Raw genomic sequence first — 14,425 nt, forward strand, 5'->3', positions numbered from 1 at the left:
TATTAGCTATCGTTTCCAATAGTTATCCCCCGCTACCAGGCAGGTTACCTACGCGTTACTCACCCGTTCGCAACTCATCCAGAAGAGCAAGCTCTCCCTTCAGCGTTCTACTTGCATGTATTAGGCACGCCGCCAGCGTTCGTCCTGAGCCAGGATCAAACTCTCATTAAAAGTTTGAGTTCTCACTCATTTCTGTCACTGACAGATTTATTGTTTTTTCTTTGTTCAGTACTACAACAGATGTTGTAGTGCCCTGCACATTGGTTCGTCTTGTTCAGTTTTCAAAGGTCTTTATCGCTCTCTCAAGCGACAACTATATCAGTATATCACCTATCCACTCCCTTGTCAACACTTTTTTTGAATTTTTTTTTATCTTTTTTTCATCTTTTCTTCCAACCCCTCTAAAATCACCTATAACTCAATAAATTAAAAGGGAAAGATAAACTATACTTACCTCTCCCTTATTCTTCTCTATATCACCGTGCTGCTAAAGTCGCTTAAATATTCCTCTAACTCTCGCAACAGTCTTTTACGCCCCTTAAACCGTTCGTCGCCTAGTAAAAATTTGTATCCACAGACTCTATCTTAAACATGATCAAAATTATAAAGTTGAGGATAGTGTTCGCACTCTGGATTTTTGGGATGGCAAATAGCCCGACCAAAGTAGATCATAGCCTGATGGGCAGCTAGCCAGCGTTCAGGTGGGAGAACATCCATAACACGTTTTTCAACTTCTAAAGGACTTGCTGACTTTTTGACAATATCGTGGTGTTTACAAATGCGTTCAACATGCGTATCAACGGCAAAAGCTGGAATACCAAACCCTACACTCATGACCACGTTAGCTGTCTTACGCCCCACCCCAGCTAAACTTTCTAATTCTTCCCGAGTCTGAGGCACCTGTCCATTAAAATCGCTCAAGAGTTGTTGGGCGCATTTTTTTAGAAACTTGGCCTTATTTCGATAAAGTCCTAAACGCGAAATGTGCTTGGCAATATCTGCCTCGGATGCTGCTGCCATAGCTTCTGGAGTAGGATAAGCTAAAAATAGATTCGGTGTAGCTTTATTAACTGCAGCATCTGTCGTTTGAGCGGATAACATGACTGCCACGAGTAGCTCAAAGTGATTTCTAAAATCTAAACTCGGTTTGGCATCAGGAAATAGGGCAATGATCTCCTCGATGACATGGCGTGCTCGTTTTTTTGATAAAACCATCAGTATACAATCTCCTTTGCTTGTTCTATATTATAGCATAAATTGATAAAGAAAAAGCCGAGCGTGCTCGACTTTTCTTATACTGTTTTTTCAACTTTTAGGATTTTGACGTCATAACTGCCAACTGGTGTTTCTACTGTTGCAATATCACCGGTCTTCTTACCAATCAATGCTTGACCAATTGGGCTTTCATTTGAAACTTTTCCAGCAAAGGCATCCGCACCAGCTGAGCCAACGATAATGTATACTTCTTCTTCAGTCTCACCGACTTCTTGAATAGTAACAGTTTTACCGATGGCAACTTCATCTTTAGCAACTGAATCACTATCAACAATCACAGCATAGCGAATTTTCGTCTCTAGACTTGAAATTTGTCCTTCAACAAAAGCCTGCTCATCCTTAGCCGCTTCATATTCACTATTTTCTGATAAATCTCCGTAAGAACGAGCAATTTTAATGCGTTCTACTACTTCTGGACGTCGAACCAATTTCAATTCTTCTAATTCTTGTTCTAATTTTTCCTTTTCTACAAGGGTCATAGGATAAGTTTTTTCAGCCATTACTTTATTTTCTCTCTTCTTTCTATTTTTTGATAAAACAAAATTATGTGGAAAACCACATAATTTAGTTAGAACTTTCACCTGATTGGTTTAATTTGCTATTAACGTGTTCTTCCACATTTTTAGCGTGTTCTTCATAGGTATTTGCAAAATATACAGCCCCTGTCTCCACATTTGCTACAAAATACAAGTACTCTGTCTTGCTTGGAATAATGGTAGCTTCGATAGCAGACAGGCTTGGACTATCTACTGGACCAGGCATCAAACCTTGCTTCTTGTACACATTATAAGGCGAGTCAAGATTTGTATCAATTTCAGCATCTTCTTTAAGAGTTGTCTTTTGACCAAGTTTTCCTTGAGCATAAAGAAGCGCAATATTGCTCTGAAGTGGCATAGCTTGGTTCAAACGATTATAAAAGACGCTCGCAATATCTTTGCGATCCTGATCAGTTGATCCCTCTTTTTCAACTAAAGAGGCGAGGGTCAAAACATCATTGACCGTCAGATTCTTAGACTCAATTGTTGAGTAATACTGCGATAGATTGGTATTCATAGCAGCCAACATTTGGTCAATTAGTTCTTCAACCGTGGTTTCTTTTCCATAATCATAAGTAGCCGGGAAGAGATAACCTTCCAGACGATATTTAACACCACTATCCTTGCTCGGCAAAGTAGCTAGAAGCTGCGGATATTTAGCTGCCATTTTTGCAATAAAGTCTTCATCTTGAGCTTTATTTAGAAAATCTTCCTTACTGAATGGTGTTTTTGTATTCTTGTTCGCAGTTTTTGCAGCATTGACAGTAGTTGCTTCGGCAATTTGCTCCAAAGTGTATCCCTCAGGAATTGTTATCTTACCAAGAACTGGAGGCTGTGGTGTATCTGTGCCACCTTCTTGTAATTGCTTAGCAATCGTGTCTAAGTCCATACTCTTTTGAAGATTATAGTAGCCAGATTGGAAATTACCATAACTTCTGATTTTTGAATAAAGATTAAAGACTTGAGCGTTCTTAATCAGGCCTTTCTTTTCTAAAATCTCTCCGATTTGTTTGGTACTAGAACCGGCAGGAATCTCCACCGTCACATATTCTGTCGATTTGGCATCTACTGGCTTCAGCGCTGAAGAGACATAATTGTATCCTACAAAACCAGTAATACCAAGGCCCAATAGGAAAAGCACCAAGACTGTCATCACGATTCGATTGGCTAGGCCGTTTTTACGTTTTTTCTTTTTACTACTATTGGTACGATCTGCACGTGAACGTTTCTTTCCATGAGCAACATCTCTACGACTTAGCGTTGGTTCTGCAGTAGAAAAGTCTTTTTTAGCTTCTCTTTCATCTGTAGTGTTTGAATCAGGTAACACTGTTTCTTTTATCTCACCTGCAACAGGCGCTACCTTTTCTTGATAAGCTTCCGAATGAGCCACAGAAGTTTGAACCTCTCCAGATTCTATACTTTCCTTCTTAGCAACATCAGCTTGTCCTGGCCCATCAACATTTGATGGAACTTCCGAAATCGTAGAATTACGAACTATATTTTCTAGCACATCTGCCTGAGTATGAACAGTAGGCTCGCTTTGTCCCATTGGCTCTTCTACTTTGATCTTATTAGGTTCTTCCTCTACTGAAGTATCCTTCTCTAGAACCTCATGAGATTTTTCAACAGCAGAAACGAGAGATTCCAAACTCTCCGCCAATTCCATTTCTTTACCTAAAAGAGGCTGCGCTTCTTCCTGAACTGAGTGATTTTGGGTACCATTGGCTGCTGCCAACTCATTCAAAATTTTCTCTTTAAAACTCAGCGTCTTTTCGTTATCCTGTGAATTTTCAGTCAAAAACTTGATCTCCTTCTTCATAATCCCTAACATTATATCTTAAAAGTCAGATAAATGCAATCATATCCGACTTTTAAAACTATATTATTTATGAAAGTTATATCTGGGGATTTTCCCAAACCATATCAAACCATACTTCATCTGCATACGTTGAGGCTGAACGGCCTTCGTTGACAAAGTCATGTTGCTCATAATAGGCTATCAAATAATCATGACAAGTGAGATTGATACCGTGGCGTTCATCTGCAATCGCAATTTCCTTCATAGTGTCCAACAAGGCTTTTCCTACACCTAACCCCTGTGCTTCTTTAGAAATGGATAGACTGGTCACAGAGATAAATCCACCAGCCAGATAGCTATAATCTTCAATGTCCTCCGTAAAGGAAATATCTTTTAAATAGCGTTCTGGTCGGACAGGACCTTCTAAATAGCCCAAAATCTTGCCATTTTTTTCTGCAACCAAAAATGTTGAAGGAATCGTTTCAATATGCTTTGCCAATATTTCATGACTAATAGCCTCTTCTGGACTAAAATTTTCCAATTCGATGGCATAAATGGCATCTAAGTCAGCCGTTTGAGCTTGACGGATAATCATTCTTTCTCCTTGAAATCAGGATTTTCCCATACCATATTTGACCAGATAGTCCCACCGTGAGTTGAGTCAGAAATCCCTTCGTGGACAAAGCCATTCATCTCATAATAAGGTATCAGCTCATCATGGCAGGTTAGGCTAATGCCCCGCCGGTTTTGCTGAACAGCTGTCTCCTTGAGAGCTGCAAGCAACAAGGTTCCGACACCCTGCCTCTGAAAATCCGGATGGACGGACAGACTTTGGACGGCAATGAAGCCACCTTCTGAAGGATTAACACCCACCTTGCTAAAGAGATCATCTGTCAAATATCGCGTCTGAACAGCTGGTCCAACAATATAACCCGCCAGCTGACCATGCAGCTCTGCCAGCAAAAAAGTATCCGAGATGCATTCAATCCGCTCTTTGAGAACTTCTGCACTGGCTGCTTCTGCTGCTGGAAAATTCAGCTGCTCAATTGCAAGAATTTCCTCCCAGTCGCTCAATTCAGACTGTCTGATTCGAATCGGTGCTTCCATCCAGGCGCCTCCTACTGAACGTTGCTGGTAAGATTGGACAGGAGACGTTCAAAGGAATATTCATAGGTCTGGATGTCACCAGCTCCCATAAAGACATAAACGGCATTATCGTGGTCAAGAAGCGGAGAAACATTATCCACGTCAATGACCTTGGCCCGCTTCACAATCTTTTCAGCCAGATCTTCGACCTTAACATCGCCTTTGTCCACCTCACGCGCAGATCCGTAAATCTGGGCTAAATAGACTGAGTCAGCCTGATTGAGGGCTTCCGCAAATTCGTCCAAGAGAGCAATCGTCCGAGTGAAGGTGTGCGGCTGAAAGATGGCCACAATTTCCTTGCTTGGATACTTCTGACGAGCTGCATCCAGAGTCGCGATAATTTCCGTTGGATGATGGGCAAAGTCATCAATAATGACTGTGTCGTTGACAATCTTTTCTGTAAAGCGGCGCTTGACCCCACTAAAGGTCTTGAGATGTTCCCTTACTAGATTCAAGTCAATACCTGCAATGTAGAGGAGACCGATGACCGCAGTCGCATTCATAATGTTGTGACGGCCAAAGCTTGGAATCTGGAACTCACCCAGCTCTTGCCCACGGAAGGAAACTTTAAATCCTGAACCACTAGTAGAACGCAAGAGGTCGTGAGCAACAAAGTCGTTGCCTTCTTCCTTGAAACCATAGTAGTAAATCGGCGCATTTGAAGTAATACGGCGTAGTTGCTCGTCTTCTCCATAAACGAAGAGTCCTTTGGTAATCTGCTTGGCGTAATCATTGAAAGCATTAAAGACATCTTCCAAGCTTGTGAAATAATCCGGATGATCAAAGTCGATATTGGTAATAATCGAATATTCCGGATGATATGGCATAAAATGACGCTCGTACTCGTCTGATTCAAAGACAAAATACTTAGCATTGGCAGAACCACGGCCTGTACCGTCACCAATCAGATAGCTAGTATCCGTGATATTGGAGAGAACATGGGAGAGAATCCCCGTTGTAGAGGTCTTCCCGTGGGCACCAGCCACTCCCAAGCTAACAAAGTCACGCATAAAGCCACCTAAAAATTCATGGTAGCGCTTGTAGCTAATACCATTGGCATCTGCATAGGCAATTTCCACATTGTTATCTGGACGGAAGGCATTACCGGCAATAATTTCAAAATCTGACTGGAGATTTTTTTCATCGAAAGGTAAAATGGGAATCCCAGCCTGCTCCAGACCACGCTGAGTGAAATAATATTTATCAACATCGCTTCCTTGAACCTTATGGCCCATCTGATGCAACATCAAAGCCAAAGCGCTCATACCTGAGCCCTTAATTCCGATAAAATGATAGGTTTTCGTCATGATTACTCCTTAAATCTTAAACAACTGAAGCCTTATTGCCCTTGGGCATCTGAACTCAACTTGGTGATGTCCAATTCCTGTGCTTTTTTATGCTTATTGTGTTTTTCTCGCTTCTTGCCCTTGTTATAGACTTGGCTGGTTTTGAGAAAATCGTAGTTATTCTTTTTCTTTTTTTCTGGATTCGTTGGTACTTCTATGAGAGGTTGAGACTGAACATCTGCTAATATGTAGCTATCTTGCTTTAGCTTATCACTGAACTTCGTTAACTCACCCGGATTTTCCTTTTGGAAAGGGGCTGTTGGTTTAACTGGATTTCCCTCAAAAGGAGGTACCACCTTCCGACTACGAACCTTATTTGGGAGCTTGCTTGTCAAATAAGCAGCCGAACGTTTTTTCCTCAGATCAGCCCGAGCTTCCTCTCGTGCTTGCTCAGCATAGCGAATAGCTGGATCCTTCTTATCAATCGGCTTTTTAAAGTCCGTAACTGGAGCTTGCTTCTTTCTAGCTTTACTTACAGTTTGACTAGGAGCAGCATGAGCAGGATTTTCTGGCTTAGCAATCGGCATCCATTCTAAATAATTACGGTCCTGATAGTCCCCTTTAATGTTGCTAATCAGATCCAACTCATCGTACAAATTCATGTGCGGCATTTCTGTCAACATGATTTCGTCATCAGCAATTATAGGAAATTTAGTATTTGTCATAGCATGTCCTTTCAACTCTTCATTATTATAAACTATTCAAACTATTTTTCAAGCGATTCAGATGAAATTCCAAGAATTTCTCGAATTTCTTCCATCGAAAGACTGGAGCGAGACTCAACGCCATCCAGAATTGTTGAAACCAGATTTCGTTTAGTGTCCTGTAATTCCTGAATTTTTTCTTCTATAGTTCCCCGTGTAATCATACGATAAACTTTTACATTCCGTTCCTGCCCGATGCGATGAGCTCGACCAATAGCTTGGGCTTCTACTGCCGGATTCCACCAAAGATCCACTAAAATAACCGTATTTGCACCAGTTAGATTGAGACCCACACCACCAGCTTTAAGAGAAATCAGAAAGGCAGATCTTTCTCCTTGATTAAAGGCTTTGGTCATCTCCTGACGTTCTTTTGCCGGAGTTGAGCCTGTAATTTTGAAGGACTCCATTCCCATATGGCTCAGTTCTTGCTCGATAATATCCAGCATGCCACGGAATTGTGAAAATATCAGAACACGATGATCGCCGTCTTGGATCTGCTCTAACAGCTCCCGCAAACTTTCCAGCTTGCCACTTTCCCCATCATAATCATCCATAAAAAGCTTGGGAGTATCACAGATTTGACGGAGTCGCATAAGACCAGACAAGATTTCAATTTTGCTGCGATTGATTTCTTCCTCCGTTGCATGGAGAATTCGCTCCTGCATTTGCTTGAGCAGGGCTAGATAAATCGTTTTCTGGCTGTCTGCAAGTTCGTTACGGTAAGAAACCTCAATCAAATCAGGAAGTTCTTGCAAGACTTCTTCTTTCTTACGCCTCATGACAAAGGGTTTAATATAGCGCGCAACTGTTTCTGCCGGCATCTTCAAAAAAGCTTTCTTGCTCGGTAATAAGCCCGGAAGGACGATCTGAAAAATTGACCAAAGTTCACCGAGATGATTTTCAATCGGCGTGCCAGACAAGGCATAAGTCCGCTCCACCTCAAATGCTCTCAGATATTGAGCAATCTTGCTCTGATCATTTTTCATGACCTGTGCTTCGTCCAATATCAAATAGTCAAAATGAAGCCCTTGATACTCTTCCACATCTTGTCTGAAGGAAGCATAGCTGGTAATGGTAATCTGATGGTCTTCTGCAATCACAGCATCTCGAACATTTTTCAGTCCATACACAACAGCGACATCTAAGTCTGGAGCAAATTTGGCAAACTCATCACTCCAGTTGTAAATTAGACTCGACGGCGCCAAAATCAAAACTTTCTTAGACTTGGTCAAATGAGCAGTCAAGAAAGAAATGGTCTGAAGAGTCTTTCCCAAGCCCATGTCATCAGCTAGAATACCACCAAATCCATATTTATTCAGCATGGATAGCCATTTCACACCCGTTTCTTGATAATCTCGAAGCTCTGCCTGAACTTTCAGCTTAGGCAGAGGAAAATTCTCAGGATGTGTCAAATCATAAGCCAGCTGGCGAAAATCTTGCGACAAGTCAACTCTTTCCTGATCTTTGAACAATTCAGAGAGTTGATAGGCAGCCAAGCTATGAGTTTGGATAACCCCATTTTTAGAATGTTTGCTTCTCAATTGTTGCAAGGTCTGGCTGATTCGCTTACTATTCTCATCAAAAATCACAACTTGACCCGTCTTGCTGATAAAGTAATCCTTTTGGCTCATCAGAGAATCTAGAACATCATCTACCTCAGACTGGTCGATACCAGTAAAGTCAAAGCCAATATCTAAGAGCCCACCATTCATACTGATGGAAACCTTCGGAGGTTCTGTTTGTGATAGACTCTGCAGCTCATCTGACAAGTAGACATTGCCCAATGCTCTAAAGCGCGGAATCAAGACAGAGAAGAAACGGTAAATTTCTTCTGGTCGTAAAGGGGGACGCTGGCTGATAAAATCATCTGCAAAACCTGCCTCCAGCATTGCTTTAAAAACTTGCTGTTCTCGCTCAAAATTACTGGCAAAGGGTAGGTTTCTCAGCTCTTCACGACTGGTGACAGTCTGACTACCATAATCAAAGATAAGATCCAGCAATACTTGCTTGTCAGTCCCTAAATAAAAATTGAAATTCACGGTAAAATCATGAATGAACAGTCGCTCAGGTGCTGTCACACGGCCAATTTTTTTGAACTCGAGCAAGCTTACTGCTAGTTTGGACTGCTCAGACACATCAAACTGCAGGCGCTTGGCGCGCTCATGCTCAATCGGCAATTCCTGTAATGCCTTGACTAACTTGGTCTGCTCAGTCGTCAGCTGATAGAAGGTCTGATTATGAAAAAGAAATTGACCTCCATAGAGCAGCTTATAATTCTTTTCAGATATCAGCAGCTCAAAAAAGTTTTCACGCTCTTGCACCTCAAACTGATAAATTCCTGCTTCTTCATGCAAGTCTTGGAAAAATACCTCAGCATAATCATAAAAGCTATATTCCAAACGAAACGAAGTGAGATTCATCAAGCGAGTCACGCCTTCCTCAAAAAGACTGGCTGGAAAATAAAGGTGCCGCCCAGCATTGGGAAAGACCAACGAAGAGTCCTGCCCCTTATAATCCGTCACCAAGCCTCGTAAAAATTCTAGTAGGTCTTGACTGGCCTCATCAAAATTCTCCATTCGGATAGGCTCATAGTAGTTCTTACCGATTTGATAATGCCCACCCTTATTCAAGGTTCTCAAAAAGGACAAAATATCACGCACTACATAAGAACGCTCATCCGGCAGCCGGCTAATCCGCAGGCTCCATAAAAATTGTCCTGTGTAAGTATCTTCCTGTCCAGTCGCTGATAGCTCATAGCGCATTTGTTGACTGGATTTATCTAGCAAAATCTTATCCAAAAAAAGGCTACCAAAAGAAACCAATTTCTGGGCTTCCTGACTAGAAGACTCTTTTTCTGTCATCTTCGCCAGCAGATCTTTACCCGCCGAATCATTTTTCAAAAAATATTCCAAGGCAGCCAGATGGGCACAGTACTTCTTCTTTTGGAAAAAGTCACAGGAGCAGAAAACTGCATCATCATCTAGACTATAGCGCAGATTGTACTGGTCCACGCGAGTGTATAAAAAGGAATCTTTGACGTCAAGAATTTCGACTTTTTTGCTGTCACAGAGGGCAATTCCTTCCGTTCGAATTTTACCAGGAATTAATTTAGCCATACCTACCACCTAACATTTATCCCTTTATTATACCATAGGACAGCTATAAAAACGAAATAGAATTTCTTTATTTGCAAACATTCTTTGAAGTAGAATGAGCGAGAGCTTTCTCTACAACAAAAAGCCGTCCATTAGACGGCTCTTTTACATTATTTTACTTCTAACAAACCGATATCTCCATCTTCACGACGATAGATAACATTCGTTGTACTATCTTCAACATCTATGTAGATGAAGAAGTCGTGTCCCAATAAATCCATTTGCAAAATCGCTTCATCTAGATCCATTGGTTTCAAATCAATATGCTTAGAACGTACTACTTTTGAAGATGCTGTATCAGCGTCTTCTACTAAAGCATCAGTGAACAACTGGCTAGTTGCAACTTTGTTCCGATTTTTCTTTTCAATCTTTGTCTTATTCTTACGAATCTGACGTTCAATCTTATCGACAACTAAGTCAATAGATCCGTACATGTCTTGTGAAACATCTTCTGCCCGAAGGGTAATTGAGCCAAGAGGAATGGTTACTTCGACTTTCGCCGTCTTCTCCCGGTACACTTTCAAATTTACCCGTGCATCAAGTTCTTGCTCTGCTTGGAAATACTTCTCAATCTTCTCAAGTTTAGAAACTACGTAGTCACGGAGAGCATCAGTTACTTCTAGGTTTTCACCACGGATACTATATTTAAGCATATAAGTACCTTCTTTCTAAACATAAATGTTTTATTTACAATATCATTATAACGCTTTCATTCCTTTTTTGCAAATATTTTCTTATCTTGCGAGTGAAAATGTCAAAACTTCTTTCACACCTGCTTCCAGCAATAATTCTCGAGCTAATTGCAAGGTTTTTCCAGTCGTGTACACATCGTCTATCAGAAGAATTTTTTCTGGCAGAAGGACATCTTTTACCAATGTAAAACATTGCTGGCTTTTTAAACGTTCTTCGCGATTTTTACTGGATTGGGCAAGCGCATCCTGCTTTTCCAGCAAATGTTTATAAGGTAAGCCAGCTGCTTGCAAGAAGCCTTCCACCTGATTAAAACCTCGACTTTGGTATTTTTCATGGCTGACTGGAATAGGAACCAGAGTATATTTTTTGAAGTTTCTGAGGCTTTTTTTGAGAACTCCTGCAAAAACAAATCTTAGAAGATAATCCCCTTGAAACTTGTATTTGCTGAAGAAATCCTTCATTAAATCATTATAAAGAAAGCAAGCTTGATGCTTCACCAAATAGCCTTGCGCTTCCCATATTTGACAATCCGAGCAAATTTCCGTTTCTCCCTCCTTCCAGCAACGTGGGCAATGGATAGAGGAAATAGCTTCAAATCCTGCTCGACAATGTTTACAAATTGTATTCTGCTCTTTTTGTAATAAAATCAAGGAAGAAAAAGTCCTATTTTCTTCGACTACTTGGCTACATAACAGGCAATTTCTCATAGGCCAGCCTCCTTGTTCATCAGTTTGATTTCACGAATCGCTTTTTCGATTGAACGTGTAGTGCCGTCGTGAAAAAAGAATAAATCTCCCGTCGGTCGCTCCATACTACGTCCCACTCGACCAGAAATTTGCACCAAGGCACTACGGCTAAAGAGACGATGGTTGGCCTCTAGAACAAAGACATCTACACAGGGAAAGGTCACACCACGCTCTAAGATGGTTGTCGTGACTAGGATAGTAATTTCTCGCTTGCGAAACTCTTCAACGATTTCTAAACGATTTTCAGTTGTCGAAGCGACAAAACCGACTCTTTCCGCTGGAAAGATCTCCTCTAAAACTTGTGCAAATTCTTGACCTCTTTTGATTTCCGAGGCAAAGATCAGTAAAGGAAAGCCTGTTTTTCTCTGTCTCTCGATATATTTCTTCAATTTAGGCGGTAGTTTCTTTTTGGCTAGATACTTTTGAAAATCCGTCAGCCAAACTTTTTGGGGCACAATCAAAGGATTGCCATGGAAGCGACGAGGAAGGCTGAGTCGTTTTAATTCTCCTTTTTGAACTTTTCTATCTAGCTCATCCGTCGAAGTGGCAGTTAAGAAAATTGTCGTTCCCTCCTCCTTGACCGACTGCTCCACGGCATGGTAGAGCACAGGATTGTCCACATAAGGAAAAGCATCTACTTCATCCACAATCAGCAAATCAAAAGCTCGATAAAATTTAAGAAGCTGATGGGTAGTAGCAATGACCAAGGGACTGCGAAAATACGGCTCGGATTCGCCATGCAAAAGTGAAATGAGGCAAGCAAAATCCAGCTTGAGCCGGCGATAAAGCTCCAAGCAGACATCAATTCGAGGGCTAGCTAGGCAAACGGCACCTCCACGATCAATCACTTCTGCAATCACCTGATAAATCATTTCCGTTTTGCCCGCCCCAGTCACTGCATGGACTAGGCTATTCTGCTTTTGAGCAACTGACTCTAACAGTCCCTGAGAAACTTTCTCTTGAAAGGTCGTTAATTGCCCCTGCCACTTGAGTACCTGATTTTCTGGAAAATCTTCCTGTGGAAAATAGTAGAGTTCTTGATCACTCCGAACTCGCCCCAAAATCAAGCACTCTCTGCAATAATAGGCATTGACAGGTAGCTGGTAGTTCTCCTTGTCTACTTGAGAGCCACAGCGGCCGCAAAACAACTTCTTCCTTTCCTCTCGCATACTGGGTAGCTGCTGAGCCTGCATACGCAGTTCAGGACTGAGCTGATCTTCTGTAAATATTCTACCTAGGCAATCTTTTCTTTCTAACATACTTTTTTATTCGTAAAACTTTTGGAAAAATCTATTTTTTTGTGTACAATAAAACTATGGAATATAGAACAATTAGACAAGACGGCCAAGCCCAAGAAGAAATTAAAAAATCTCGTTTCATTTGCCACGCCAAGCGCGTTTACTCAGAAGAGGAAGCTCGGGATTTTATTGCTGCCATCAAAAAAGAGCACTATAAAGCCACTCATAATTGCTCTGCTTTTATTGTAGGAGAAAAAAGTGAGATCAAACGAACCAGTGATGACGGTGAGCCCAGCGGTACAGCGGGCGTTCCTATGCTCGGTGTCATGGAGAATCACCAACTGACCAATGTCTGCTTTGTGGTCACGCGCTATTTTGGCGGGATTAAGCTAGGAGCTGGTGGACTCATTCGGGCTTATGCAGGCAGCGTCGCTTTGGCAATTAAAGAAATTGGTCTCATCGAAATCAAAGAACAGGCGGGCCTGCGCCTCAAAATGTCTTACAGCCAGTACCAAAACTTCGATAACTTTTTAAAAGCTGAAGATCTGATCGAATTTGATACAGAGTTCACAGATCTAGTTGCTACAACCATCTATATTGACAAACAAGAGAAAGGAATGCTAGAGCAGAAATTAATCGAGTTTTTCAATGGCAAAATCCAAATTGATGATCAAGGTTTGCGCGAGGTTGAAATTCCTTTAACAGTTGAATAATCTTAACAGCTAGGCCTAGTGATAAAGAATTTTTATCGTAGTCATAGCTTTTTTATATTTTACAAAGTGCCACTTTCAGCTTATACTAGTCTCATTAAAGTATTGAGGTAGGAAAAATGGCAAACATTTATCAAAATATCACAGAATTAGTTGGAAGAACGCCAATTGTTAAACTTAATAATATTGTTCCAGAAGGAGCTGCTGAGGTTTATGTCAAGTTAGAAGCCTTCAACCCTGGCTCTTCTGTCAAAGACCGGATTGCTCTCAGTATGATTGAGGCCGCTGAACGCGATGGCCTTATCAAGCCTGGCGACACTATTGTGGAAGCAACCAGCGGAAATACTGGCATTGGCCTTTCATGGGTTGGAGCAGCTAAAGGCTACAAGGTTGTCATTGTGATGCCAGAAACTATGAGTGTGGAGCGCCGCAAGATTATCCAAGCTTATGGAGCGGAGCTAGTTTTGACTCCGGGTAGCGAAGGAATGAAAGGGGCTATTGCCAAGGCAGAAGAAATTGCTCAAGAGCGAAATGGCTGGTTGCCACTGCAGTTTAACAATCCGGCTAATCCAGAGGTTCACGAACGAACAACAGGAGCAGAAATTGTCGCTGCCTTCGGTGAAACTGGACTGGACGCTTTTGTCGGTGGTGTCGGAACTGGTGGGACTATCTCTGGTGTCTCTCATGCTCTTAAAAAAGCGAATCCAAATGTCCAAATCTATGCGGTTGAAGCAGACGAATCTGCTATCCTTTCTGGTGAGAAACCCGGTCCTCACAAAATCCAAGGACTTTCAGCTGGCTTCATTCCAGAGACCTTGGATACAGCATCTTATGATGGCATTGTCCGCGTGACTTCTGATCAAGCGCTAGAGTTAGGACGCCATATTGGTGGTCAGGAAGGTTTCCTAGTCGGAATTTCATCTGCTGCGGCTATTTTTGCAGCCATCGAAGTTGCTAAAAAACTAGGAGCTGGCAAGAAAGTCCTTGCCCTAGCACCTGATAATGGTGAACGTTACCTATCTACCGCTCTCTACGAATTTGACGCTTAATTGTGAAAAGAGTTAACAAAATTCCTACC

The 14,425-nt window shown here is 41.6% G+C and carries 13 protein-coding genes and 1 rRNA gene; 2 read left to right on the forward strand and 12 right to left on the reverse strand.

The features are described from left to right. From D8790_RS07385 to D8790_RS07450, 12 genes are all read right to left on the reverse strand, one after another. A 16S ribosomal RNA gene (locus tag D8790_RS07385) occupies window positions 1–171 on the reverse strand; the annotation flags it as partial. Between the two features lie 414 nt (window positions 172–585). Further along, on the reverse strand, window positions 586–1,215 hold the full coding sequence (gene nth, locus D8790_RS07400; protein WP_125388146.1) for an endonuclease III: 630 nt from the start codon (window positions 1,213–1,215) through the stop codon (window positions 586–588). A gap of 77 nt (window positions 1,216–1,292) precedes the next feature. Continuing rightward, complete coding sequence (gene greA, locus D8790_RS07405) at window positions 1,293–1,775, reverse strand: transcription elongation factor GreA (RefSeq protein WP_005592281.1); 483 nt, start codon at window positions 1,773–1,775, stop codon at window positions 1,293–1,295. A gap of 64 nt (window positions 1,776–1,839) precedes the next feature. After that, the gene (gene mltG / locus D8790_RS07410) at window positions 1,840–3,642 is read right to left on the reverse strand and encodes an endolytic transglycosylase MltG (protein ID WP_185761933.1); all 1,803 of its coding nucleotides are present in this window, start codon (window positions 3,640–3,642) and stop codon (window positions 1,840–1,842) included. 64 nt (window positions 3,643–3,706) lie between these two features. After that, a complete protein-coding gene (locus D8790_RS07415; protein ID WP_125388148.1) occupies window positions 3,707–4,204 on the reverse strand; it encodes a GNAT family N-acetyltransferase in 498 nt (165 codons plus the stop codon). Further along, window positions 4,201–4,716 carry a GNAT family N-acetyltransferase gene (locus tag D8790_RS07420; RefSeq protein WP_125388149.1) on the reverse strand — a complete coding sequence of 172 codons (516 nt, stop codon included), beginning with the start codon at window positions 4,714–4,716 and terminating at the stop codon, window positions 4,201–4,203. The genes D8790_RS07415 and D8790_RS07420 overlap by 4 nt, the downstream gene beginning before the upstream one ends. An 11-nt stretch (window positions 4,717–4,727) precedes the next feature. Further along, entirely contained in the window at window positions 4,728–6,062 is a 1,335-nt protein-coding gene (gene murC / locus D8790_RS07425) for a UDP-N-acetylmuramate--L-alanine ligase (protein ID WP_125388150.1), read from the reverse strand. Window positions 6,063–6,094: 32 nt separating this feature from the next. Continuing rightward, window positions 6,095–6,766 carry a divisome accessory protein ZapJ gene (gene zapJ, locus D8790_RS07430; RefSeq protein WP_125388151.1) on the reverse strand — a complete coding sequence of 224 codons (672 nt, stop codon included), beginning with the start codon at window positions 6,764–6,766 and terminating at the stop codon, window positions 6,095–6,097. A gap of 41 nt (window positions 6,767–6,807) precedes the next feature. Further along, window positions 6,808–9,921 carry a pilus expression-regulating Snf2 family helicase gene (locus D8790_RS07435; RefSeq protein ID WP_125388152.1) on the reverse strand — a complete coding sequence of 1,038 codons (3,114 nt, stop codon included), beginning with the start codon at window positions 9,919–9,921 and terminating at the stop codon, window positions 6,808–6,810. A gap of 149 nt (window positions 9,922–10,070) precedes the next feature. Further along, window positions 10,071–10,613 (reverse strand): ribosome hibernation-promoting factor, HPF/YfiA family, encoded by a 543-nt coding sequence (hpf, locus tag D8790_RS07440; protein ID WP_125388153.1) that lies wholly within the window; start codon window positions 10,611–10,613, stop codon window positions 10,071–10,073. Window positions 10,614–10,694: 81 nt separating this feature from the next. Next, window positions 10,695–11,360: a ComFC family protein gene (locus D8790_RS07445; protein ID WP_125388154.1), complete on the reverse strand. Its 666-nt coding sequence runs from the start codon at window positions 11,358–11,360 to the stop codon at window positions 10,695–10,697. Further along, window positions 11,357–12,658, reverse strand: coding sequence for an ATP-dependent helicase ComFA (locus D8790_RS07450; protein ID WP_125388155.1), 1,302 nt, complete (start codon window positions 12,656–12,658; stop codon window positions 11,357–11,359). Before D8790_RS07450 ends, D8790_RS07445 begins: the two co-directional genes overlap by 4 nt. A 56-nt stretch (window positions 12,659–12,714) precedes the next feature. Between D8790_RS07450 and D8790_RS07455 the strand changes: the two genes are divergently transcribed. Continuing rightward, window positions 12,715–13,350 (forward strand): YigZ family protein, encoded by a 636-nt coding sequence (locus D8790_RS07455; RefSeq protein WP_125388156.1) that lies wholly within the window; start codon window positions 12,715–12,717, stop codon window positions 13,348–13,350. Between the two features lie 116 nt (window positions 13,351–13,466). Then, window positions 13,467–14,396 carry a cysteine synthase A gene (gene cysK, locus D8790_RS07460; RefSeq protein WP_062122686.1) on the forward strand — a complete coding sequence of 310 codons (930 nt, stop codon included), beginning with the start codon at window positions 13,467–13,469 and terminating at the stop codon, window positions 14,394–14,396. Window positions 14,397–14,425: the final 29 nt, after the last annotated feature.

This window comes from Streptococcus cristatus, from assembly GCF_003943535.1.
GTDB classification, from domain to species: Bacteria; Bacillota; Bacilli; order Lactobacillales; family Streptococcaceae; genus Streptococcus; species Streptococcus cristatus_L.